Annotated in this window: 25 protein-coding genes; 21 read left to right on the top strand and 4 right to left on the bottom strand. The window is 36.0% G+C overall.

Translation table 11 applies throughout. The features are described 5' to 3' along the window. The 8 genes from ACRD64_RS10440 to ACRD64_RS10405 are packed head-to-tail and all read left to right on the top strand — an operon-like array spanning nt 1 to nt 8,319. Nucleotides 1–501 (top strand): hypothetical protein, encoded by a 501-nt coding sequence (locus ACRD64_RS10440; protein ID WP_430933287.1) that lies wholly within the window; start codon nt 1–3, stop codon nt 499–501. Between the two features lie 6 nt (nt 502–507). After that, a complete protein-coding gene (locus tag ACRD64_RS10435; protein ID WP_430933286.1) occupies nt 508–1,539 on the top strand; it encodes a hypothetical protein in 1,032 nt (343 codons plus the stop codon). Continuing rightward, entirely contained in the window at nt 1,523–5,440 is a 3,918-nt protein-coding gene (locus tag ACRD64_RS10430) for a strawberry notch-like NTP hydrolase domain-containing protein (RefSeq protein ID WP_430933285.1), read from the top strand. The genes ACRD64_RS10435 and ACRD64_RS10430 overlap by 17 nt, the downstream gene beginning before the upstream one ends. Before the next feature lie 31 nt (nt 5,441–5,471). Then, on the top strand, nt 5,472–6,386 hold the full coding sequence (locus ACRD64_RS10425; RefSeq protein WP_430933284.1) for a hypothetical protein: 915 nt from the start codon (nt 5,472–5,474) through the stop codon (nt 6,384–6,386). Nucleotides 6,387–6,400: 14 nt separating this feature from the next. After that, entirely contained in the window at nt 6,401–7,015 is a 615-nt protein-coding gene (locus ACRD64_RS10420; protein WP_430933283.1) for a hypothetical protein, read from the top strand. A 2-nt stretch (nt 7,016–7,017) separates the two neighbouring features. Continuing rightward, nucleotides 7,018–7,350, top strand: coding sequence for a hypothetical protein (locus ACRD64_RS10415; RefSeq protein WP_430933282.1), 333 nt, complete (start codon nt 7,018–7,020; stop codon nt 7,348–7,350). After that, nucleotides 7,347–7,769, top strand: a complete 423-nt coding sequence (locus ACRD64_RS10410; protein ID WP_430933281.1) for a hypothetical protein — start codon at nt 7,347–7,349, stop codon at nt 7,767–7,769. The genes ACRD64_RS10415 and ACRD64_RS10410 overlap by 4 nt, the downstream gene beginning before the upstream one ends. Further along, the gene (locus tag ACRD64_RS10405) at nt 7,756–8,319 is read left to right on the top strand and encodes a glycoside hydrolase family 108 protein (RefSeq protein WP_430933280.1); all 564 of its coding nucleotides are present in this window, start codon (nt 7,756–7,758) and stop codon (nt 8,317–8,319) included. Before ACRD64_RS10410 ends, ACRD64_RS10405 begins: the two co-directional genes overlap by 14 nt. Nucleotides 8,320–8,324: 5 nt before the next feature. Here the strand turns inward: ACRD64_RS10405 and ACRD64_RS10400 are convergent, their stop codons facing one another. Genes ACRD64_RS10400 through ACRD64_RS10390 form a run of 3 tightly spaced genes read right to left on the bottom strand, consistent with a single transcriptional unit; the run spans nt 8,325 to nt 10,093 of the window. Next, nucleotides 8,325–8,720 (bottom strand): DUF6527 family protein, encoded by a 396-nt coding sequence (locus ACRD64_RS10400; RefSeq protein ID WP_430933279.1) that lies wholly within the window; start codon nt 8,718–8,720, stop codon nt 8,325–8,327. Further along, nucleotides 8,698–9,876 carry a ThiF family adenylyltransferase gene (locus tag ACRD64_RS10395; RefSeq protein ID WP_430933278.1) on the bottom strand — a complete coding sequence of 393 codons (1,179 nt, stop codon included), beginning with the start codon at nt 9,874–9,876 and terminating at the stop codon, nt 8,698–8,700. Before ACRD64_RS10395 ends, ACRD64_RS10400 begins: the two co-directional genes overlap by 23 nt. Continuing rightward, nucleotides 9,851–10,093 carry a multiubiquitin domain-containing protein gene (locus tag ACRD64_RS10390; protein WP_430933276.1) on the bottom strand — a complete coding sequence of 81 codons (243 nt, stop codon included), beginning with the start codon at nt 10,091–10,093 and terminating at the stop codon, nt 9,851–9,853. The genes ACRD64_RS10395 and ACRD64_RS10390 overlap by 26 nt, the downstream gene beginning before the upstream one ends. A 402-nt stretch (nt 10,094–10,495) precedes the next feature. Between ACRD64_RS10390 and ACRD64_RS10385 the strand changes: the two genes are divergently transcribed. Both ACRD64_RS10385 and ACRD64_RS10380 read left to right on the top strand, forming a co-directional pair. Beyond that, nucleotides 10,496–10,840, top strand: coding sequence for a helix-turn-helix transcriptional regulator (locus ACRD64_RS10385; protein WP_430933275.1), 345 nt, complete (start codon nt 10,496–10,498; stop codon nt 10,838–10,840). A 10-nt stretch (nt 10,841–10,850) separates the two neighbouring features. Next, nucleotides 10,851–11,366 (top strand): ImmA/IrrE family metallo-endopeptidase, encoded by a 516-nt coding sequence (locus ACRD64_RS10380; protein WP_430933274.1) that lies wholly within the window; start codon nt 10,851–10,853, stop codon nt 11,364–11,366. 189 nt (nt 11,367–11,555) lie between these two features. Here the strand turns inward: ACRD64_RS10380 and ACRD64_RS10375 are convergent, their stop codons facing one another. Further along, nucleotides 11,556–11,693, bottom strand: a complete 138-nt coding sequence (locus ACRD64_RS10375; RefSeq protein ID WP_430933273.1) for a hypothetical protein — start codon at nt 11,691–11,693, stop codon at nt 11,556–11,558. A gap of 207 nt (nt 11,694–11,900) precedes the next feature. Here ACRD64_RS10375 and ACRD64_RS10370 point away from each other — a divergent pair, with 207 nt between their 5' ends. The 11 genes from ACRD64_RS10370 (at nt 11,901) to ACRD64_RS10320 (ending at nt 22,694) form a co-directional block, all read left to right on the top strand. Continuing rightward, entirely contained in the window at nt 11,901–13,319 is a 1,419-nt protein-coding gene (locus tag ACRD64_RS10370) for a hypothetical protein (protein WP_430933272.1), read from the top strand. Nucleotides 13,320–13,653: 334 nt separating this feature from the next. Next, complete coding sequence (locus ACRD64_RS10365; RefSeq protein ID WP_430933271.1) at nt 13,654–15,024, top strand: tyrosine-type recombinase/integrase; 1,371 nt, start codon at nt 13,654–13,656, stop codon at nt 15,022–15,024. A gap of 117 nt (nt 15,025–15,141) precedes the next feature. Next, nucleotides 15,142–15,891, top strand: coding sequence for a hypothetical protein (locus ACRD64_RS10360; protein ID WP_430933270.1), 750 nt, complete (start codon nt 15,142–15,144; stop codon nt 15,889–15,891). A 162-nt stretch (nt 15,892–16,053) separates the two neighbouring features. Next, nucleotides 16,054–16,344, top strand: a complete 291-nt coding sequence (locus ACRD64_RS10355) for a hypothetical protein (RefSeq protein ID WP_430933269.1) — start codon at nt 16,054–16,056, stop codon at nt 16,342–16,344. Next, nucleotides 16,344–16,526: a hypothetical protein gene (locus tag ACRD64_RS10350; RefSeq protein WP_430933268.1), complete on the top strand. Its 183-nt coding sequence runs from the start codon at nt 16,344–16,346 to the stop codon at nt 16,524–16,526. Before ACRD64_RS10355 ends, ACRD64_RS10350 begins: the two co-directional genes overlap by 1 nt. Nucleotides 16,527–16,545: 19 nt before the next feature. Beyond that, on the top strand, nt 16,546–16,857 hold the full coding sequence (locus tag ACRD64_RS10345; RefSeq protein WP_430933267.1) for a DUF4406 domain-containing protein: 312 nt from the start codon (nt 16,546–16,548) through the stop codon (nt 16,855–16,857). Nucleotides 16,858–16,929: 72 nt separating this feature from the next. Then, nucleotides 16,930–17,220: a hypothetical protein gene (locus ACRD64_RS10340; RefSeq protein WP_430933266.1), complete on the top strand. Its 291-nt coding sequence runs from the start codon at nt 16,930–16,932 to the stop codon at nt 17,218–17,220. A 5-nt stretch (nt 17,221–17,225) separates the two neighbouring features. Beyond that, nucleotides 17,226–20,444, top strand: a complete 3,219-nt coding sequence (gene dnaG, locus ACRD64_RS10335) for a DNA primase (RefSeq protein ID WP_430933265.1) — start codon at nt 17,226–17,228, stop codon at nt 20,442–20,444. Nucleotides 20,445–20,796: 352 nt separating this feature from the next. Beyond that, nucleotides 20,797–21,687 (top strand): Rpn family recombination-promoting nuclease/putative transposase, encoded by an 891-nt coding sequence (locus ACRD64_RS10330; protein WP_430933264.1) that lies wholly within the window; start codon nt 20,797–20,799, stop codon nt 21,685–21,687. A 408-nt stretch (nt 21,688–22,095) separates the two neighbouring features. Beyond that, entirely contained in the window at nt 22,096–22,326 is a 231-nt protein-coding gene (locus tag ACRD64_RS10325) for a DUF4248 domain-containing protein (protein WP_430933263.1), read from the top strand. Further along, complete coding sequence (locus ACRD64_RS10320) at nt 22,323–22,694, top strand: hypothetical protein (RefSeq protein ID WP_430933262.1); 372 nt, start codon at nt 22,323–22,325, stop codon at nt 22,692–22,694. Before ACRD64_RS10325 ends, ACRD64_RS10320 begins: the two co-directional genes overlap by 4 nt. The last annotated feature ends 20 nt before the right edge of the window (nt 22,695–22,714 follow it).

Below are 22,714 nucleotides of genomic sequence, written 5' to 3'. Positions count from 1 at the left end.
ATGAAAGCATTAGTATTAGGAAGTTTATTCACGGCTTTTATTTCATTAGTGGTGTATCTCACTTCGATAATTGCAGTTCATGGAATCCGGAAGTCTATTTCTGATAGCAATTACTTTTTACAAAAGCCTTACAAGCTTGTATTTGAAATTGTAATGTGGATTTGTGGTTTGGCAATTATTACAACCGGAATCTTCATTAAAGGAAGCCCTGATTGGATGGTTATTGCCGGAGGTTCTGGCATATTTATGGTTGGTGTATTTTCAGATTTCAAGCGAAACCTGATAATCCGAATAGCACATTACTTCTTTGCCATTGGCGGTTTTACACTTCTTGGATTAAGTTATCATTTCAGCTTTGGATATATCAATTATACAATCCTGATTGGTATATCTGCCCTTTTTGCAAGTGCCTTTTCGGATAAGCGTATTTGGTGCTTAGAACTCACATTATCGGCAGAGATATTTATTGGTCTTTTCTATTTAGCTCATTCAATCATGTAAATATTAATGGATAAGAAAGGCTACATATCAAGGATTCGTGAGGATTTGCTTATTGGTCGTAAGCACTCTAAAACCACTATTGAAAGTATTGCTAAAGGCTTCGGCATAACCAATAAAAACTTGGTTAAAGAATACACCGAACTGGCAATAGTCCTGAATGCACGAGAGATAGCGCACGACAATTCGCTGACCACTTATGAGAAATACCTTGATATTGTAGCCCTTTACCAGTCTCAGGTTAATTTGTCAATGCGTACAAGTATGAGCGTATTGATGCAGCAATATTCAACACCTGCACCCATTTCGTTTTTGGCATCGAGTTATGTTAGAAATACCAATGATGATTCATTGTATTTAGAGCCATCGGCAGGTAATGGATTATTGACCATCGCTTTGCCGTATCATCAAACTTACGTTAATGAACTGGATGATGTCAGGCTAGACAACCTTAAAGAACAACCTTTTGCCAAAGTAAGCAGTTGGAATGCAGTAAAACCACCTTTTGCTTACGATAGAAAATTTGATGGTGTAATAACCAATCCTCCTTTCGGTTCACTTTCTCAACCTGAATTATTTGGAAAGTTTAAAATCAAGAGATTGGAACATGCAATGGCTTTAAATGCCTTGCGTTGCATGAAGGATGATGGCAAGGCAGCTATTATCATTGGTGGTCATACCTCATGGGATAAACATGACCGGGTATCAGCCGGACAACACAGAATCTTCCTGAACTACCTGTATCACTTTTACAATGTGGAAGATATAATCCCCATCAATGGGAAGAAGCTTTATTCTCGTCAGGGAACATCATTCAACACCCGGTTAATACTGATTGATGGAGCAAAATTCAAACCCGAAGGTGCAGCTCCACTAAAGAATAAACTCCACAGCACCATGGTGAATAGCCATGAAGAACTCTGGGATAGAGTTTGGTTGGAGAACCCCCAAAATAATACGAATAATAAACAATTGAGCTTAGTTAAGTTGAGAGCTAAAGCCATCCTTCTAAAACAAAAGCAATATGAAGTCCGAAATTAAATTCCAGAAAAACAGCATAACAGTAAAATTCAGTCGAAAACCACAAAAACATATTGTCTCCCGGTTAATCGAATTGGGCTTTTCAACTAAGGATAACAAGTGTTTTGTCCGCACTCAAAAACTGGCTCAGAACGAACATGAATACCTGCAAGGTATGTTGGGTACGAAAGGTCTGGGAATGGCATATATCCCGGCAGCCGAAAAAGGATTTATTCTGGATACAACGGTTCCGGATTCAATGGGACATGAAATGCACATTGCCATTCGCAAAGTCAAGAAAAGTATTGGAATGCCATTGTTTGACTACGTTGCAGAAAAGCTCGATTATCAAAACGATGAATTGGTAAAAGCCCTTTCAGCTGAACAAGTAGATGCGGTATCTCTAGCTATATATAACATTGAAAAGCGTGGTCAGGGAATTATTGTTGGTGACCAGACCGGAATAGGAAAAGGACGAACGGCAGCAGCTTTAATCCGCTATGGAGTAAAGCAGGGAATGCAACCTGTATTCCTGTCTGAGAAGCCCAACCTGTTTACAGACTTATACCGGGATTTATCAGATATTGGAAGCTCTGCACTTGTGCCGTTTATAGTTAACACCAAGGAGAGCAAAACACATATAAAGGATAAAAGCGGTGAGATTGTTTATACGGCTCCTGAAAAACCAGCTCAGGAACGAATTATCAAAAGCCAACAAGTGCCGGGCAATTACAACTTTGTATGTGCTACCTATTCCCAATTTAATCAGCCTAAGAAACCTGCAAAGCAATTGTTTTTAAGTGCTACCAGTAATGGCAGCATTATCATTATGGATGAAGCGCACAATGCTTCCGGTAGTTCCAATACCGGGGAGTTTATGCAGGGTGTACTTCGCCAGACTAAAGGTGTTTGTTTCTTATCGGCAACCTTTGCCAAGCGACCGGATAACATGCCCATCTATGCTCAAAAGACATCCATGAGTGATGCCAATATGAGCAAAGAAGATTTGGTGGAAGCCATTTCAAAGGGTGGTGTGGCATTACAGGAAATTTTGGCAGCACAGTTGGTTTCCGAAGGGCAAATGATTAGGCGTGAACGTTCTTTTGAAGGGGTGGAAGTCAACTACATTGAGCTAAAAGAAAAGGCAAAGGAACAAGCGGATATTGCCGATAAGGTCACAGCCATTATCCGGGATATAATCGGCTTTCAGGAAAAGTACATTAACAAACAAGTTGAGCAACTTGATAAGGTTGCAGCAGCCGAAAGTAAGGAGGTTGAAACACGGAAAGGAACAGAAAAAGCCGGAGTTGATAATATACCATACTTCTCAAAGGTTTTTAATGTCATTAACCAATTGCTGTTTAGTATCAATGCTTCCGATGTGGCTGAACATGCCATCCAGAGATTAAAGGATGGTAAGAAGCCAATCATTGCTTTTGCATCCACAATGGGAAGCTTTCTGGAAGGAATGGCAAAACCGGACGATGTAATTAATGCGGACTTCTCTACTGTTCTGGAGAGAGGTCTGGATTCAGTTCTTCGCTATACGGAAAAGGACATTGACGGTCAATCGGAAGGTAAAGCTTTCAATATTGCAGATTTATCGGAAGAGGCTCAATTTGCATACCGTGATATTATCAGACGAATTGAAAAGGCTTCCACCGGAATCACCATTAGCCCTTTGGATTTAATTATCCAGAAAATTAAAGAAGCAGGTTATACCGTTGGTGAAGTTACCGGACGTAAGCTTTGTGTGCAATACAATTCAACCAATGCCAAGAATACAACAGCTTTGGTGATGAGCCGTAAAAAAGAAAATACAGCAGACCTGTTCCGTAGATTCAACGACAATGAAATTGATTGCTTACTGATTAACCAGAGTGGTTCAACCGGGGCTTCAGCTCATGCCATTGTCACCGATAAAGTACCTGCCGAACAGGTAAAGCAGCGTGTGATGGTTATACTTCAACCAGAACTGAATATCAATACTGAAATTCAGAAGCGTGGTCGTATCAACCGTACCGGGCAAATAATGAAACCAATTTACGATTACATTATTTCGTCTATTCCGGCACAAAAGCGTTTTATGATGATGCTTAAAAAGAAGCTGAAATCATTGGATGCCAATACCACTTCCAACCAGAAAAGCAGCAAATCACAACTGGAATCAGATGACTTCCTGAATAAATACGGTGATAAGGTGGTTCGCCAGTATATGTTGGAGAATCCGGAACTAAACAAAGCTTTGGATAATCCTCTGAAATTTGAAGGTAAAGAAAGCGATGAAACACCATCAGAAGGTGATGCTTCCAAAGTAACCGGACGAGTGGCGGTATTGTCGGTAAAGGAACAGGAGAAGTTCTACAATGAGGTCATTGAGCGATACAACGATTACGTTGAGTACCTGAAACAAGCCGATGAATACGACCTTGAAGTTGAAATCCTGAACCTGAAAGCACAAACACTGGATAAGCGGGTTGTGATTGCAGGAAAAGGTGGCCGTTCAGTTTTCGGTAATGATACATTCTTGGAAAAGTGTGAATGTAACGTATTGAAGAAACCCTACGGTAAACCGGAACTGGAGAAGCTGATTAAAAAGCACCTGAATGGCAAACACCCGGACAGTATTTCAGAAGACACAATTGCAGCGCATGAAAAGCTTGTGCAAAACAAACTTGCAGAGGATTTAAAGGAGGTAGAAACCAAATACAAAGAGCTGATTGCTGACATTCCCAACGAAAAAGCATTCCAGAAAATTCCAGTATTCGACAAGGCAGCTCAAAACGAGTACATGTCAGAACGAACAGAGGAACTGGAAGATGCCAAACAGGAAAAGATTACGCAGGTTAAAACGCAAAGCCAGAACCGTAAGAACTACCTGAATGCTTTTTTCAAGTTCTTTAAAATTGGTCATGGTTATTTCTACCCGGCATTGAGTTTTGAGAATGAAAGCAGCGATAATTCCTACTGTATCTTTCTTGGTTTTGATATTAACCCCAAACGGAACAATCCTTATGCGCCATCGGCTGTAAAACTTCGTTTCGCCATTTCTGATAGCCGTAAGTACATCGTACTTCCTGCATCGGGAGATACAGCCAAAGAAATTGAGCGTATTCAGGCTCGTAGTTTTCAATTAAGCACTCCACAAAAGGAAAGCCTGATTGGCAAGTGGGATGAAGCCATTAAAAATTTTACTCAGGACAGACAAGTTCGCTACATCATTACTGGGAATATCCTTCAAGGTTCGGCTGACTTTTCCGGCAAACTTGTAAGCTATACAACCAAAGGTCGAGGTGTTCAAAAGGGAATATTGATGTCAGAGGCATGGTCACCGGATGAAACTGAAAAGAACTCCAATAGTTATGTGGTTGCACCCATCGCCAAACTGCAAAAGCACATCATGAGTTTGCGAAGTGGAGCTACCATCAGTACTGAAAACAAGATTAGTATTGTTCGCCATTACGATGATACTTTCAAGGTTATCATGCCAAAAACCAAGAGCCATATACCAATTTATACGGATAAGGAAGTGGTGAAGCTATTGGAGAATAGCCGGGATGGTTTTGAAATGGTATCAGGCAATATGAAAGCTTCGGTATCAGAGAAGAAAATGTCCAAGTTATTGAATTTGCTAGGTGAGCGATTCAGCTTATCGGTTAAAGTACCCCGGAACTATTTTGAAGAATATCTGGAGAAAGGGTCAAAACGGAATGATAACGGTGATAGCGTGACCAAAGAAGCGATGGAGATGTTTGAGCAGGATAAGAAGGAATTTCCTCAGAGGTTAGCCAAGCAGAAAAAAGCTACTACAAAAGCTAAGACCATCAATATAGACCAAGGCAAAAAACTAAAACTGGTGAAGCTCCGGGCAAAAGCCATTCTGATAAAACAGAAACAGCTAAAAGCTGTAGCAGGTCTGTAAATCAATTCGACAACAATAAAATACTAATGATATGAAGCTTACAATAAAAAACTACAAGGAAGCAACCAAGGATATTGACTTTTCACAATTACCGGAAGCAGCCCGTGAAGCACACAAAGAGTTTGATGCTTTTGCTGACTTTTACAGTGATGATAAGGATATAAAAGAAATGCTTGATAATCATTTCAAGATTGTTGAGCCGTACATCAACGTAAAACGTTTTCCTGAATTGCCGTTTGACCATCCTTTAAATATTCTGGATAAGGAATCCGGCCAATACAAAGAGGCTTTAAAGGAATACCGGGATAGCAAGAAAAAACCTAAAGCGACTACTAAGACCAGTAACAAGAAAACTGCAAAAAAACGGACTTCTTCTATAAAGAAAACCACTTCAAAAACGGCAAAGCGGAAGCCCAATGAAGTGCCATTAATGCCATTGGAGGTAAAGATTATTAAGCGTTACCTGAATATGCATGGTGAGAAAGTAACCGAACGTCAGGTTTCCTTGCTATATAAAGTGATTCAGAAAGCAGCCACAGAAAAGACCATTCGTAAATCCAGTAAGTATGCAGAGGAAGTTAAAAAGATTGGTAATGACCTTGCCCGCACTTACAAGGAAATGGGTAGCTCCTGTACCTTTGAAGTGCCGGGTTCAATGTATTCCAAGCTGAAAAATATTGTAGATAGCTATGGTGTTACTCCGGCAGTTTCCCTGATTAAACGCTTTATCAACCTTTATGGAAACATTACCATTGATAAAGCAAAACGACTACTTACAAGTATTAAGAATGCCAAAAAAAATGGTAAAGTTACCAGTTCAGACCGGGCATACGACCGAATAAACCAAGTGCAGAAGCATCTGGAAGATTATCTGGATAGCGATAAATTATTGGTGACCAATATCCAATTAAACGGATTGAAAGGTGTTGCCGGATTGGGAAAGTAAATGCCACTACCTCAATGCCCAAAAGTAGTGGCTCTAAACCAAGGGCAACAAGAACTGTAAACGTATCACCCAATCAGGTAGTATCAGCTAACCAGTTAGCCAAGATGAAGTTTTCTACACTTTCTCTGGCCGGGAAGTTCGGCAAACTACTTGGTAAGCCGTACAAGCCATTCTATTTGATGATATATGGACAAAGGTTTCATGGCAAAAGCTCTGTGGCATTATTGTTTGCTGATTTACTGGTCAAATGTGGATTGAATGTTCTGTATGTTTCCAATGAAGAAGGTGTAAAAGGTTCTTTACAGGAGAAGCTATTACGATTAGGAATCAGTAATCCAATTGACTTCGTGGAGAATTACAATACAAGCCAGTTTAAAGGTTATGATGCAGTATTCTTAGACAGTACCCAAACCGTGGGCATGAAACCGGATGAGTTTAAAGCTCTGAAAAAGCGATTCCCCAATACTTCATTTGTTCTGGTTTTTAAAGCTAATCGTGATGGAACATCCAAAGGCGGAACAGATTGGGAACACGATGTAGATGCTATTATGCACATTGAGAATCAGAGTGCCACAATGGAGAAAAACCGATTTCCGGGTGGAAGTACTGAAACCATTAAAATCTTTTAGGCATGGAGGAAATGACAATAAAATTCTACTGGGTAGTGATTGCCGGGTTAAGCTCATTAATGGTTGGAGTGGTATCATTTATCATCCGCAATGCCATAGCAAGAAATGCGACCAAGGAAACGGTGGAAGCTAAAACAGACTTACTGGAAAAAGACATTAAGCACCTGACAAAAGAACTGGAAGGAGCTGAAAACAAGTTTGCCATACTGCATAAACGTGTTTCTGATTTAAGAGACAGCTCAAAAGAAATCTATGTGAGTAAGGAACTGTTTCATCAGACCATCAAACAACTCAATGATAAGCTTGATACCATCTTAAAATTTGTGGAACGATGAGAAAGATATTCGGAAAACTAACCAATGCCGGAGTTGCTGAAACATTGAAGGTTGGCACAAAACTCATTGATGAAATTTTTACCACGCAGGAAGAAAAGCTACAAGGCAAAATGGAGCTTTTTAAAATGGCAGTTGCCGACCGGAATTCTGCTCGTGACATGTATGCACAGGATAGTTGGCTGCAAAAAGTGTTTGCACTTTTCTTCTTACTGGCTTGGTGTGCCTTAACCATTTTAATGCTTAACTATTTCGTGTTTCAGACCATTGAATTAAAAGATTGGCAAATAGCCTTTGTAAGCAGCATTAATGGCGGTATCTCAACCAAACTAAGCACCATTATTGACTTCCTTTTCGGTGGTGCAATTTCCGGAGTGAATAATGTAAAACTTAAAACCAAACGCAAGAATGAAGACATTTGATGAACTCTTTGATGGAGTAATAAAGCACGAAGGCTACTACGCCAATGTAACCGGAGATAGAGGTGGTGAGACATATATGGGTGTAGCCAGAAACTTGCACCCGAATTGGGAAGGTTGGCAAATCATTGATGGCTACAAACTGACTTTTGGTGAACTTAAACGAAACGCCAAGGTTGATATTCCTGAACTAACCACAATGGTCAAAGAGTTCTACAAACAAACTTTCTACGATAAATACAAAATCGGAAGCATTAACTCCGGCTCGTTACAAGAAATCATTTTTGACTGGTGTGTCAATAGTGGTTATTGGGGTAGTTGTGGCGTTCAGAAGGTCTTGAATCGCTTCTTTGACAGTGACCTTAAACTCGATGGAATAATTGGTAAAAACACTATCAAGGCGATTAACTCTTGTCCACCAGAGTTGCTATTTAATGCCATTAAAACTGCCCGGATTCATTATTACAATACTATTGCTCAACGTGGGCAGAATCATAAGTTTTTGAAGGGGTGGTTGAGAAGAATTGAAGCTATTCAATTCTTCCATTATTAACCACTTTAATATAAGTTCAAATAGGATAGCAGCTGTTTCCATGCCGACTTCTTTGTTTTACCTATTTTATGAAATTTATCTTTATTGGATTTATCAAATCTACGGTTCAATTCAATTCGATTCTTTGACCATTTTTCGGCCCAAACAATCTCATTGTTTTTAATCCAATAGTGAGATTGACAATCAAAATTCCAATTTCCAATTGATGGATACAGGGTAATACTTTCTCCATTATAAATTAATTCCCAATCGTGCGGTGTAATTGGAGTAACAACCTCATTGCCACAGCCGCACATGCATTTATGCACGGCTGTGTTGTATTGAGTTGTAATATACACAACATTCTCTTTAAGAAAATCAGGAATTGTTTCAACAAACTTAAATTTCGCCTTTTTCCTCATTGTTCAAGTAAGAATTATTAATTGAGTATATTGAATGAAACTCTTGTTCCAAATCTTGATAAAATTCAGACATTTTTTTCCATTTTAGTACAGCAAGAACCGCATTCAAAGAATTAAGTTCTGCAATTTGAATATTGGTCACATAATCATTATCAATACCCTCACTTGATGGAATATATTTATCTAAGTGGCTATTGTTTTGTATGTTAGCTGAAGTTACTCTGACTTGACCAATAAGCTTATCGTCAATTACATTAACGCCTAAGCCTACGTCAATAAGAGACACTTTATGTACAATCAAATAATTAATCAGTGATTTTCTTACCTGATTATCATCAATACAGACAAAAACAAAGTCAAAGCTAGATAGCTCGTCAAAATTCCCTTCATGCAGATAGTAGTTATGGCTAACTATACCTTTACGCATTAAAGAATACTTATTCTGGTAGTAATCAACTTTACTAGGTTGATTTTCTAAATCCGCTAAACTAGCTGCACCCGGAGACCGAAATGCATTGTGATTTAGGAAAACATCTCCATCATAAATATGAATCTCTCGAACGTTTGTTTTTGAAACCAAATCCAAAATATAGGCTCCTGTTCCTCCCAAACCTGCAATAGCAATTTTCTGAGATGATAGTTTGTCATTGATGAAGTCAATGTTGGCTCTACTAGAATTAGTATCCAAATAGAGAAACTTACTTTCAAGTTCATTATCAACAATTGGCAAAAAAGGTTTCTCAGTTACATTATCCTTAATTGATTTTGCTGGTGCAGAAATAATTTCAGCATACCTCTTTATCTTCTCATAGAAATTTATGTATCCATTAGCAGGTTTATTCGAAAAAGAGAAGTTAGCCTGTATTGAATTTCCAAATAAAGTACTGTTGGTTGTGTGTCTAATTTGCTCAATAGGATTACCATTTTTATCACAAGGGTACTCACCACTAAATAATATAACATGGTTATTTGGCTTAGTAGTTGATGTACCGCTCATTGTTAATGGTGAAATTAAAACACCAAAACTTACCTCTTTCTTGGAATTCACATAAGGTATATGGTGGGCAAATAAATGCCCACCGTTAACTTCAACTTTATACCCTTCGTCTCTAAGACGTTTTAGGTCTGCATTACGACTTATCAGTAGCTGTGACATTGAAAATCATTTTGTGTTTGACTTTTACGACATCACCTGCAACCATAGAGCCTTGAGGTTTGTCATTATTACCTCTGGTATAAGTCACAGTGTAAGCAGTTCTACCATTGTTTTGGATTGTACCAAATGCAAGTTCTACAACTTGCTCAAATGAAATGGTCTTATCGTTCCATTCTTTTTCACGACCATTTACAATTAATGTATATGAATCTTTCATTTTCAAATTATTTAAGATATTTATAATATGTGCTTAATTCTATTCCCCTCACCAGAACAGAAGCGTTTATTGAGGATAAAAAAGCTCCATATATTTACCATTAAGCTATTGGTAAACTGAACAGTTAAATAACTTGAATTTGCATTTTCTTTGGAAAGGTCTTATCTTTGAAGTCTCACGTAAAAAGAAAGACACACTTTCTTAAAAAAATACAGCTCAGTTTTCAACTGGGCTTTTTTTATTTATATTCTTTTCTACATAGCATTCTTTTTAAATTATTCTCTGACAAAAGTAAATAAAGGAGTTGTAATATCAAATATATTTCTCAAAAAATTTATGGTTTGTTTCACAAACGTTTGTAATATAAACTATTTTTATTATATTTGCAGAAGAAACAGGGATATGACAGAACAAGAACTTGAAATATTTTATTCTCAAATATCGACTAAGATAATTGAGACAAGAAAGAAGTTAAATCTAACGCAGCAAGTATTTGCTGATGAGCTAAATATATCAAGAGCCTCCATTGTCAATATTGAAAAGAAACGACAACGACCTACTATTCATCTTCTTTATAAGATATCTATTTTGGCAGAATTAGATATGAATTATTTTTTCAAATCATTTCAAAAGGATATTATTACTAACACTAAGTTTTCTGAAAAAATAGATAAAAGAAAATTGAAAGAGGATGAAAAAGTTATCCTTAAGGATTATATCTCAAAACAGCTTTTAACTAAAGAATAAACTAATCAGTATGATTAAGATTAAGGAAATTGAACAAAAAGCTAAGGAAATCTTATCTCAATTAAATATCAAGAAAGCCCCAGTACCTATTGAAAAAATCGCTAAAAAAATCGGCTTGTCTATTGATAAAGGTATTTTTGGAGATACAATTTCAGGATTCTTATTAACAAAGGAAAATAAGAATATTATTGCTGTAAAGTCAACAGAGAGTGAAGTTAGACAGAGATTTACCATAGCGCATGAATTAGGACATTATTTATTTCATAGTAATAAAGTGGATGACATTTTCATTTCCAACGTTTTGTTTAGGAATGAAAGTTCATCAACAGGTGAAATAAGAATGGAAAGAGAAGCTAACTCTTTTGCAGCTGCAATCTTAATGCCTGTGGATTTTATCAAAGAAGAAATAGATAAGCTTGATAATAGATTAACAGTTGAAGATGCCATCAAGCAGTTATCTAAGAAATTTCATGTAAGTGAAGTTGCTATGACTTATAGATTAACCAATTTAGGCTATAACATATAACTTGACTTTAAGTGTAAAAAACAAACTCCCGGTTTTAAATCGGGAGTTTGTTTTTTACAGCTGTTTCACTTACCCTTAATTTTAGGTGGGTTATTTCCTCTTTTACCTCCTGAAGGTTTTCCTGTTGTACTTGGACCATTTGTAGGTCTCGGTTTTGATTTGCTCATAAGAATAAAATTTAATCGTTAATTACTTTCTGTCTTCCCAGTCATCCGGTCTTTCGTCATACCCCCTGTCAGTCCAATAGGTGTCATTATTTGGATTCATTTGGTCTGCATGATTGTCAAGCTCATCTTGACTGTAATTGTAATCGTCATTTAAAGGCATAAGAATATTTTTAAATTAAACAAGAAGCAAAATTATGCCTGATTGTAATTACATTCAATTCCCGGAAAACTTTATTACTCTATAATATCTGTATATATTTTATTTATCTGATATACAATCGAATTAGTTGTAAAATATAGATATGTAGTAGTGAATTAGTAATATATTTGCATCAGTTATATTTATTACTCCATAATATATACAAAAATGAAAGTGTCTAAGAACAAATTATCTGCATTCCAGAATTTAATTGAAGTTGTACAAACTTTGAATGATGAGGAGATAGCTTCGTTTCAGAAATATTTGCTGGAAAAAAGAAAAATCACAAAAAACAGTAAGCTATTCAAAACAGTATTGGATTTAATAGGTGCAAATGAAACCGTAGATACGATTAATGAATCATCAATAAAAAAAGAAGTAGAAACCACTATATCACCCAACTTCAATAAGCTCACTGAAAACCTATATAGTAGACTTTTAGGCTTCTTGTCTGATATGTATAAAATTGATGAATGGAAGAAATGGCAAATTGAAGCGAACGATACCTTAATAGAAATAGAAGCTCTATGCAGCAGAAAATTGTTCTCACAAGCAATCGCATTATTACTTAAACTAGAGGATAGATTAAAAGGTCATAGTAGGTATAGTAAGTGGATTTATGACGACATAAGTATTTACTCAAGGCTTGCAAATTTAAAAATCAACCTTGCACTATGGTCAAACAATCTTATAGAAGTTGATGAGATTGATGAAATGCTGAATAATCTATTAATGCTAGGTGAATATTTTTATAACAACTCTCTTAATCAAGGTAAAGTTCATTTACTAAAAGAACACAAATATATTGGATATCAACTTCTTTATCGGTATTTCGAAGAAAACTCAAGGTATGAGGAAGCGGTTGATTCAATTAATTCTGTACAATATCAAGCTAAAAAGCTTTATAATGACTACCCGGATTTATTGAATAATATAGAAGCATATTTCGAGTTTAAAAAGAGCATCATTAATGCTAAAAACAATAAGAGGCATGATCTTTTCAAAAGCAGTAAGAATTATCGCCGAAAAAACAATCTATTAGCCACCCTACTCCAAGAAGAGTTTATTACAAATCAAAACTTAATACCTTCATATGTCAATAATGACCCGAATAAAGGAATTGATGTACAATTCTATATTAATTTGTTTTTCTATACCGAAAAGAAGATAGAGAACATTCCTGATAGGCTTGAACTTAACCGAGCTATACTTCTTTATTTAGAGAATAAACAAGAAAAAAGCATTGAAATCCTGAATACTCTTAAGGTCTCAAAGAGAATTAAGAGTAAAGATAATCCGATTTTTTTGGATGTGCTTATTCTGGAATTGCTGTGTCGAATTAAGAATGAAGAATATGATTTGTATTCTAATTTCAGAAGCATTAAAGGAGTTCTAAAAACTCAGAATAAATCTGAATTTGAGATTAAGGCAGTTAAAGAATTGGAGAATTGGAGTCAGTTAACCCAATTTGGCAAAAGGGATTATATTCAAAATGAAAAAGAAACGATTGAATCATTACGAGCAGTAGCAAATAAACTTGAACCCATTCATCAATTAATTGTATATGCTCTTTCTGGAGAAATTTAAAGAAATTCTGAAACAAAAAGCTCCCGGCTGAATAAATCAACCGGGAGTTTTTTTGTGCCCAGAACAAGACTCGAACTTGCACGCCCTAAACGAGCATTAGCCCCTCAACCAAGTAGGATACAAATACTATTGTAACTAAAAATACAATGTATTTCTAAAAACCCCTATTTTACTTGCCTTTACGTGCCTTTACTTTCCTTTAGTGTTCTTTATTCGTACTCATATTTACAACAAATACAATATTTGTTTCCGAATTGTTTCCGAATAATAATTGGCAACTAAATATTGTTTCCGAATAATATTTTGAGACTGCTATAGCGCAAATTTATTAATTATGGCGAATGCTACAGTAAGTATTTTTTTAGACAGCTCGTACACAAAAAAAGATGGTACGTCACGTTTTTACATTAGGGTTACCCTTAACAGGAAGACCAAAAAAATTCCTCTTAATCTATTTCTTAGACCAGAGTATTACAACTCCAAAACTAAAAAGATTAAAGAAATTAGAGAAGTGCCTGATGCAAAAAAAAACAACCTCTATTTAAAGGATAAAGAAAGTGAGGTTGAACAAATCATTATTGATTTAGAGAGAAGAAAGCAACCTGTTACTTTCGAGAACATTTTAAACACCTACTCTAATTGTGAAGTTAACGGTAGTTTTATTGAATTCGCTAAAATAAGATTAAAGGAGGAGCGAAATAGAATAAAAAAATCTACCTATGAAGGTTTAGAACTTGACATTTTAAAGGTGGAAAGATACCAACCCGATGTTACAATTTATGAAATTGATGAAAACTGGCTTGAAAAGTACAGGAACTATCTGATAGAAAAACTTGACAACAAGGCAAACACTGTATATGGTAACATATCCATGATTAGGAAATATATAACCTATGCTTATAAGAAATCTATTGTCGACAGAAACCCATTTCACAATTTTTCTTTTTTAAAAGAAGATGGTAAAAAGGAACACCTTACTCTTAAAGAATTGGATATGCTCCATGATTATTATAATAAAGAAGAATTCTTAAAAATTTACAAGAAGGACAAACGTGGTAAAACCTATTTAACTGGCATGAAGTACCAGGAAACTCTTCAGCATATATTAATAAGTTGTTACTGTGGATTACGTCTCTCTGACCTAAAAAAGCTAAGATTCAAGCATATCGAAAACAATATGATAATAATGCCGATGGGGAAAAGCAGAAAGGATAAAGAAAAAATGCTTAGAATTCCCATAACAGAAAGGCTATTGTCTGTTCTTGATTTGAAAGACAAAAATCCCAATGACAAAATTTATCAAGGCTTTGTAAGAAATAGCACCGATATTAACCCGATGCTTAGGTTTATAATGAATGAGGTTGGTATAAATAAATATCTGTCCTTCCATTGTACAAGACACACTTTTGCAGTAAGTGCATTAACACTCGGAATGTCCCTTGAAACTGTTTCAGATATTATGGGGCATAATGATTTAAGAACCACACAGCTTTATGCTAAGGTTATTGATGATAAGCGAAAAGACGAAATGTCAAAGTGGAATAGGCTAAATCGTACTAACGATGGAAGCAATACTCACAATCAGGCAATCTGCCCCAATTGCGATAATGAAGTATTAAATTTTGAGAAAGGGATATTCACACTTAAAAAATTGAGTTTGAAATGTCAATCTTGCTCCACTAAGTTTTCATACAAAGTTATTTAGAAGATAATGAAAGACCCGAAATCATATACGAACGAATACCAAGAATTTAAGGAATCATACGTATTTCCTTTGCACGTTAATATTTATTTTTTATTAACTATTTCAAAGTAAAGTATAATGTTCGTATATGATTTTATAGAAAAGATTGGGAGGATTGAGGTGGATTATTCCACCAAGTTTAGGAAGCGTTATTTAACAATTACTGAAGAGTTTTCTTCGGAAAAAGAGTATCAGAAAAAACTCGATGAATATTTAATTGAGTTCAGAAAAGAAATTCATAGCTTACCTTTTAGCTTAAATACAAAACAGTCAAGAAAAGCATTCCTAAATAATCTATATGATGAGTTTATTTACACAAAAGAAAACCTAAACGAGCAGTTTAAGAAAACCATTGCACAAAGTCAGGATTGCATCTCAACTCAAAGAGTAAGGTTTAAATGTTGCTTTCCTCGATACTTTCAGAAGAAATATTTAAAAGAAGCGAGAAAAGAATATCAGAAATTGCACATAGCCTTTACTGTTCGTATGGACAAGATTGAAAATGCTGTAGATGTTTTAAAGCTTTCCGCATTAAACGATGGTATTGATATAAAACCTTTCAACTGTGAAAGCCAGGATAGGTTTAAAACAAAACTATCTAGTCCTGAATTGGCATACCTTACATTTAAGATTATGCAAAAAGTATCTGAAGACCCAAACTTTAATCGCACACACCTATCCCGATTATTAGCTGAAAACTTCTCCACTAAAAAGGCTGCTTTTCCTAAAGCAAGTCAAATAAGAAAACAGTTTACTGAAGTGAACGATTCTGTGAAAAATCGAGTTGAAACATTATTTAATGAGTTATCTGATACGATTAGTTCATAGTATTTGTAATTATTTTTCAAAAAAATCAATTTCATTACTCACTGAATAACTGCTCATTACCCGAAGGGGACAAAGGGGGACATCCCCTACTGTCCCTTTTTTCGTGTTTAAAGCAAATGTATGTTCGCCTACAAATTGATGTAGAATTAAAAACATACAATTATGCAAAAACAGGATTTAAACAATTTAGTAACGGTAGCTGATTTAAACAGTTTCTCCGAGAAAATTATTAGCGAGATGCATCGCATATCTGAAAAAGACAAGCCTGAGTTTTACACCCCAAGTCAATTCAGCAAATTAACGGGTATGCCTTACACTACAGTCATTCATTATTGTAAGAAGAACATGCTTAAAGCAAGGCAAGAATTCAAAGGCGGTTCTTGGCAGATATATGCAAGTGAAATGAATAGGCTAAAGGAAGAAGCAACAACAAATCATCTGTCATATAAATAATGGAAGACGATATTAAAGTAGTTGCTCAGAGTAAAATAGAATTGGCAGAAGCGTACCAGGTTAGCTTAAAAACTTTCAAGCATTGGATTCAACCTATTAAAGGAGAATTGGGTGAATATCGAGGAAAAACATACACTCCAAAACAAGTGAAAATCATCTATAAATTGTTAGGTCGTCCTTAAATTATTAAAGCAATTGATTATGACAATTTACCTCTCAGGCATTCACTACGAAACGGATTTAAATTTCTTGGGTGGATTAAAAGAGCAAATAATGGCTTTAGGATGTACCATAGTTACTCCCGAAGAAAATACAACAAAGAAGTTGAGTTGGACAGAAAGCATATCTCTTCGCATGAACTCAATACTCTCAAGCGATAGCATATTTATGATGCCGGAATGGAAGAAAAGCACTATTGCAAGAATTGAGCTTACAGCAGCTATGAACGAGAAAAAACACCTCTGCTTTTCGATTGATGACATTAAAGATTTATTAACCACCCTTGACGGCTAATATGGTTCAGGTAGGGCTGAACAAGGGCAGCCCTACCATTTTATCTTACAACAGTTTTAAAAACAAATGAATATGACCGCTTTATCTCCAAATACAATTTCAAAGCTTTTCTACTTCGATAACCGAATTAAAAGCTTCTATGAAAAGAACGGATATACCAATATACCATTTGATAGCAAGGAAGTACAAAAAATGATTGAGAGTTCCCAACTAGAACTAAATGCACTCTTTTACAAGATTTGGGGTTCATCAATGGGCTACCACCTCTTGGATAAGTTCTATGATTTTAGAGGGAATATATATGAGTTTTTTATGAGCCTTGATGCTGATAATAGAGAAAGACTGACAACAATTAATTGGTAGCACACATGGATGCAAATAGGGTTATAGAACAAATCAATGAGCATACGTTAAGTGTTGTCGAAAACTTCATTAAACTAAAAAAGGCAGGAAGCAATTACAAGGCTTGCTGTCCTTTTCACAATGAAAAAACGCCATCATTTATCTTAAATCCGGCAAAGGGTATTTTCAAATGCTTTGGCTGTGATAAAGGAGGCAACGCCATTGAGTTTATAAAAGAACACGAGGGCGTTGAGTTTAAAGAGGCAGTTGAAATTGGCGCAAAGATTCTTAACATCAGTTTTGAATGGAAAAAGAGTACCAACTTTGATGAAGCGAAGTTTAAACACGAAGAAAGCCTGAGAATAGCCTGTAGCATTATTGAGAAGTTCTATTTGGAGCAAGTAGTTCACAAGGAAGCTCAAGCATATATTAAAGAACGGAAGCTTGCTATACCTGAAAACGGAAATTTCAACATTGGTTATGCTCCGAGTGGAAATGCTCTCCTGGCCCATGCTCGCAATAGCGGTTTGAAAACGGAAATATTGGAAGAGATTGGGGTGTTGAAGAGTGCCGACAATGGGTTATATGACTTCTTTCGAAACCGCTTGATATTCCCTGTTTCTAATTCTAAAGGTCAGACCATTGCTTTTGCCGGGCGTGACTTGAATGAAAATCCAAAGGTTAAATACATGAATACTCCTGAGAGTAGCATATACATCAAAGGAGATGAACTGTATGCTTTAGATGTAGCACGGTTCGCTATTCAGAAAGAAGACAGAGCATATATAGTCGAGGGTTATTCCGATGTACTTCGTATGCACGATATAGGTATTGAAAATACGGTTGCCACATGCGGAACTGCGCTAACCCAAGCACAAGCGAAGCTCCTGAAAAGATACACCAATAAGGTAACTTTAATCTTTGATGGCGATGCAGCAGGCTTACGAGCTACTGACCGTAATGCTGAAATACTCATCAAGAATGAATTCCATGTATCAGTGGTTTTACTACCTGAAAAGCAAGACCCGGATTCAACTTTTACCACCAAAGAAGTATTTCTTCAGCACATCGAAAAACAATCGGATTATGTGGTATTTAAAACAGAATCGTATAGCGAGAAGTTTGCTAAAGACCCTGTTAAGAAATCAGAAGTCATTAAGCGTATAGCTTCACTTATTTCCTGTTATGACAGAACTGACCAAGAAGTGTATCTCGACTTTGTATCAGAACTAATTAAACCCAAGAAAGCTTGGCAAGATGCACTAAAGGAATACAATCAGCCAGCTGAGAAAAAGCCAAAGAAAAAGGAAAATATCAGCGAAATAATCAAGCTAAAAAAGGAACAGCAGGAAAATCTATTGACCAATCAGTTTTATGAAGAAGATGGAGCGTATTGGACTATGGAAGGAAAGAACCCAAAGCAAATATCTAATTTCACTTTTGAAGCTCTTTTTTGCGTGTTCCATAAAGACCCACAAGGCAGATTTGATTTGAAATATGTATTGCGATTGATAAGCCAATACGGAAGAAAACGCCTGGCTATTATTTCATCCGATGACTTCTGTACCCCTGCATCATTTAAAAAACAAGTACACCGCCGTCATGGTTTCTTTTGGTACGGTAACGATAGTCAGCTCGATAATATTAAAAACGTTAAACTTTTGGGCATACCCGAAGCTAGGGAACTCGAACGTATTGGGTTCAATGAGAAAAACAGCTTTTGGGTGTTTGCAAACGGGCTATATTACAAAAAGGCTTTCCATCCAATTGATGAGTACGGCATCACTACTCACACTACCCAAATCAACAATATGGATGAATTCGATAATATCCCACCCGAAAGTCAGATACGCATCAACGATACTTTTCATGTACTCAATACCACCGCAGAATTTATTGGCAGATATGGTATAGAAAAGTTGGAGAATAGCATAAAACAGGGCGAGGTGTTTCTTCTTCATTTCTTCTATCTTCCCTATGGCAAAGCGCTAAAGATTGGTAGTTCAGATGGCGGTAATCCATTTAAGGAAAACTCAAAGTATGTAAAGCCAATAAAAGGTAAGAATTGGGATTTTGCCAAATGGGCTGCTTCTATGACAAAAGTTTACCCTGGCAATTCTGAATTGCTGATAGCTTATTACATCGCAACCATCTTTAGTGATTTAATTTACAAAGCCAATTTCGGTTACTTCCCTTTATTGTTCCTTTTTGGGAAACGCCAATCAGGTAAAAGTACCGCAGCTCGCAGTATCATGTATATGTTTGGAAAGCCACCAATGGAAGATGGTATTAATCTTGCTTCGGGTAGCACAAGTACTGGTATGCAGCGTAGTATGGATTCTACAACCAACCATCCGTTTTGGGGCAATGAGTACAAGAATAGCATACACAAAAACACCATTGAAGCATTGAAAGGAATAGCTGACCGCAATGGAAAGCTTACAGGTGTGAAATCAGGTGGTAATGAAACACGAATAGCAAAGCCCAGAGGGTCGGGAATTATCAGCGGTCAAGACTTACCAACACAAGACCCTGCTTTGAGTAGCCGTAGTTTATTGGGAGAGTTTGATGATACCAACCGAGGGAATTATTCCGAACTGAAACTATTTAAAGCAGCCGAAGAAAGCTTGCAGTTTACCAATATTACTTGCTCGGTATTCGATTACCGATACTTAATTGAAAAACACTATTCAAAGATTGAGCCTGAGATTAGTTCACAGGTCATGGATGAATTAGTACGAGAATACGGCAACGTTGACCGAAGAACTGTACTTAATATCGCATCTGTACTTACACCAATGAAAATATTAATGGAGCAATCCGATTTAAGTTTTCCATTTGATTTCTTAACGGCAAAGAATGCCTTAACTCGCTCTGCTAAACTTACTATATCGGTACAAAACCAAAGTGATGAAGTAGAACAGTATTTTCATGTATTGCAATCACTACTTAATCTTTACAAACTAACCGAGAATACCCATTACAAAATTGTGGTTGCTGAAAATAGCGTAAAGCATCTTTATCTAAGGGTTGGCTCAATTCATGGTTTATACCGGGAGCAAGCACGAAAAGAAGGCATAACAGTATTAGACCAAGCCGTGATTGGTGAGTACCTGAAGAAACATCGCTCATTTATTGACTACCGCAGGAAAAATGTGAAGTTCGGCAATAATAGAACAAGTGCTTACATAATGAACTACGATACATTAAAGGAACAGGGCATCGAGCTTGAACGCTTTATATAAACTACAAAACATATTTTAAAGACTTATTAATGGTAGTAATGCAAAAACCGTCCTCATTTCCTCACTTAGTAGATAAATATAGTAATAATTCATTGATATATAATCTATTACTATTTAAACCTATAAAAACAAGTGAGGACGGCTGAGGGAAATATGAGGGATAAGTGAGGGAGGTATGAGGGAAAAACACGCCTCGTCCCTCATGCCTCCTCATTGTCCTCATTTTATATGTTTGATTATGTGATACTTAATATAAAAATGAGGAATGAGGACAGTTTTTGAAAAATACCATAGGTCGTAGAGAAACACATTTTTGAAAATTAAAATATCAATTTTAAAACATATTATAAGAATGAAAAACAAGGATAACGTACAGAAGAACAATAACATTCACGACAATTTCTTTAAAAGCCTCTTTTCAGTTAAAGAGAACCTCGCTGACTTACTTCATGGTTCTTTGCCACAAGATGTATTGCAAAATCTAAAAATTGAGAGTTTGGAATACGACCCAACTGAATATGTTGACCATGAACTTGCACCGTATTTTAAAGACATTTCATGCAATATGCTTTATGGAAATACTGATATTAAAATTTCATTGCTGTACGAACACAAAAGCTACCCCGATAAAAACATACACCTACAGTTATTGAGGTATATCCTGAATGTTTGGGAGAACCAAGCAGCCAACAAACAAAAACTTACTCCTGTTATTACTATGGTATTTTATCATGGCAAACGCAAATGGACAGATAAGGGATTTGTTCAGGTTCCAGAAGAGCTTAAACGTTTTGTACCCTTATTTGATTATGCTCTATTTGACACAAAAGACATTGAAGACCATGCTATAATTCGTCATTTTAAGCGTCCAAGTGTAAAAGTGGCTGTGTGGTTTATGAAGCGAAGCGATAACCTTATCGAATTCATCAAGAACAATCCTGATTTGGCACGAGAAATGTTCAGTCAGCTTAAAGAGATTGACGAAACTATTTTTCAGAAAATAGCGTTATATTTGTATAAAGTTTCTGATTTGGAATCAGATAAAATTGATGAGATTATGGAAGCAATTTCAGTACAAACAAAGGATGCTTTTGCCGAAGCAAGACGTGATTTAGAATTTTCTGCTGTTAAGCGTATTGCTGTCAATATGATTAATGAAGAGGCTACAGATGCGTACATTTGTAAAATGACAGGATTAAAGCCAGAACAAGTGCAGCAGCTTCGTAAGGAAAACACGCATTAAAAGTATTTCGATATAATATTGACCCGGTATCAGTTATGGTATCGGGTTTTTTATTGCCTTTTTTTACAAGCCTAAAAAAGCTATATTTACACCATTAGCTGTCAAGGGTATAATTATATAGATTATGCCCAAAATACTTTCATACATTCAAGAAGCAAGCCTCTTTCCGGGGCTTTTTGTGGTTCTACACTTACAATACTGGCAATTATTCATTAAAAGTACCCTTCAAAAATTAGATTATTCAGCAAAGCAGTCTGAACAATGTCTGAAAGTTCTCTCAGGCTATCTCAATATTAAAAAAAGCTCTCTAAAGCAGTCTCAAGCACTTAAAATATACTCTACAAGTCAGCTTTTTCTAATATGCCAAAGGCATTATAGCTCATTTTTTAACTTAAACTCTTAACAAACATGGTTCGTAGAACGATATTAAAACAGGATTTAGTTAAGAAGCTATATCCTGATAGTATTTCCACAGACGCAGCAATGCAGCAACTCAGGCGAGATATTGAATTATGCTCTCAGTTGAAAGAACAAATAACAAGTGCTGGACACACTAAACGCCATTATTACAACAAACAACAACTCCTTTTAATCCTGGAACATTTTTGTATTACACTCGAAGAATTTGAACAGCTATGAAGTACTTCTTAGGCTTTACCGATATTGAACAAGCCAAACAACACTATCGAAAATTAGCAAAGCGATTGCATCCTGATAAAGGTGGAACTGCTCATGAGTTCCAGAAAATGCAGCATGAATACAAATACGTAGTTGAACATTTACTACAATACAACCACCCCATTAATAGTCATGCAAAATGTAAAAAGACTTCCAAAAGAAAAACGATTAAAAGTGAACTATTTGAAGTTTTAAGACAAACCGCAAAGGAATTAATAAAAGAAGAGGTTCCTCAGAGCTTTTTAAAAGAAAAAATTCAGAAAACGACATCTCAGCAGGAGAAAGGTTTACTAATAGATATATTAAAATTAATAAATATTTATAGGTAAAATAGCAATACTCATTATTG

This window comes from Saccharicrinis sp. 156, from assembly GCF_050589685.1.
Lineage (GTDB): Bacteria > Bacteroidota > Bacteroidia > Bacteroidales > Marinilabiliaceae > Saccharicrinis.
Note: the sequence above shows the minus strand (reverse complement) of the source record. Positions and strands in the feature narration are given on the sequence as shown.

Coding starts and splice junctions, on each gene's coding strand:
- ACRD64_RS10440 (WP_430933287.1), top strand. CDS start 1: ATGAAAGCATTAGTATTAGGAAGTTTATTCACGGCTTTTATTTCATTA.
- ACRD64_RS10435 (WP_430933286.1), top strand. CDS start 508: ATGGATAAGAAAGGCTACATATCAAGGATTCGTGAGGATTTGCTTATT.
- ACRD64_RS10430 (WP_430933285.1), top strand. CDS start 1,523: ATGAAGTCCGAAATTAAATTCCAGAAAAACAGCATAACAGTAAAATTC.
- ACRD64_RS10425 (WP_430933284.1), top strand. CDS start 5,472: ATGAAGCTTACAATAAAAAACTACAAGGAAGCAACCAAGGATATTGAC.
- ACRD64_RS10420 (WP_430933283.1), top strand. CDS start 6,401: ATGCCCAAAAGTAGTGGCTCTAAACCAAGGGCAACAAGAACTGTAAAC.
- ACRD64_RS10415 (WP_430933282.1), top strand. CDS start 7,018: ATGGAGGAAATGACAATAAAATTCTACTGGGTAGTGATTGCCGGGTTA.
- ACRD64_RS10410 (WP_430933281.1), top strand. CDS start 7,347: ATGAGAAAGATATTCGGAAAACTAACCAATGCCGGAGTTGCTGAAACA.
- ACRD64_RS10405 (WP_430933280.1), top strand. CDS start 7,756: ATGAAGACATTTGATGAACTCTTTGATGGAGTAATAAAGCACGAAGGC.
- ACRD64_RS10400 (WP_430933279.1), bottom strand. CDS start 8,720: ATGAGGAAAAAGGCGAAATTTAAGTTTGTTGAAACAATTCCTGATTTT.
- ACRD64_RS10395 (WP_430933278.1), bottom strand. CDS start 9,876: ATGTCACAGCTACTGATAAGTCGTAATGCAGACCTAAAACGTCTTAGA.
- ACRD64_RS10390 (WP_430933276.1), bottom strand. CDS start 10,093: ATGAAAGATTCATATACATTAATTGTAAATGGTCGTGAAAAAGAATGG.
- ACRD64_RS10385 (WP_430933275.1), top strand. CDS start 10,496: ATGACAGAACAAGAACTTGAAATATTTTATTCTCAAATATCGACTAAG.
- ACRD64_RS10380 (WP_430933274.1), top strand. CDS start 10,851: ATGATTAAGATTAAGGAAATTGAACAAAAAGCTAAGGAAATCTTATCT.
- ACRD64_RS10375 (WP_430933273.1), bottom strand. CDS start 11,693: ATGCCTTTAAATGACGATTACAATTACAGTCAAGATGAGCTTGACAAT.
- ACRD64_RS10370 (WP_430933272.1), top strand. CDS start 11,901: ATGAAAGTGTCTAAGAACAAATTATCTGCATTCCAGAATTTAATTGAA.
- ACRD64_RS10365 (WP_430933271.1), top strand. CDS start 13,654: ATGGCGAATGCTACAGTAAGTATTTTTTTAGACAGCTCGTACACAAAA.
- ACRD64_RS10360 (WP_430933270.1), top strand. CDS start 15,142: ATGTTCGTATATGATTTTATAGAAAAGATTGGGAGGATTGAGGTGGAT.
- ACRD64_RS10355 (WP_430933269.1), top strand. CDS start 16,054: ATGCAAAAACAGGATTTAAACAATTTAGTAACGGTAGCTGATTTAAAC.
- ACRD64_RS10350 (WP_430933268.1), top strand. CDS start 16,344: ATGGAAGACGATATTAAAGTAGTTGCTCAGAGTAAAATAGAATTGGCA.
- ACRD64_RS10345 (WP_430933267.1), top strand. CDS start 16,546: ATGACAATTTACCTCTCAGGCATTCACTACGAAACGGATTTAAATTTC.
- ACRD64_RS10340 (WP_430933266.1), top strand. CDS start 16,930: ATGACCGCTTTATCTCCAAATACAATTTCAAAGCTTTTCTACTTCGAT.
- dnaG (WP_430933265.1), top strand. CDS start 17,226: ATGGATGCAAATAGGGTTATAGAACAAATCAATGAGCATACGTTAAGT.
- ACRD64_RS10330 (WP_430933264.1), top strand. CDS start 20,797: ATGAAAAACAAGGATAACGTACAGAAGAACAATAACATTCACGACAAT.
- ACRD64_RS10325 (WP_430933263.1), top strand. CDS start 22,096: ATGGTTCGTAGAACGATATTAAAACAGGATTTAGTTAAGAAGCTATAT.
- ACRD64_RS10320 (WP_430933262.1), top strand. CDS start 22,323: ATGAAGTACTTCTTAGGCTTTACCGATATTGAACAAGCCAAACAACAC.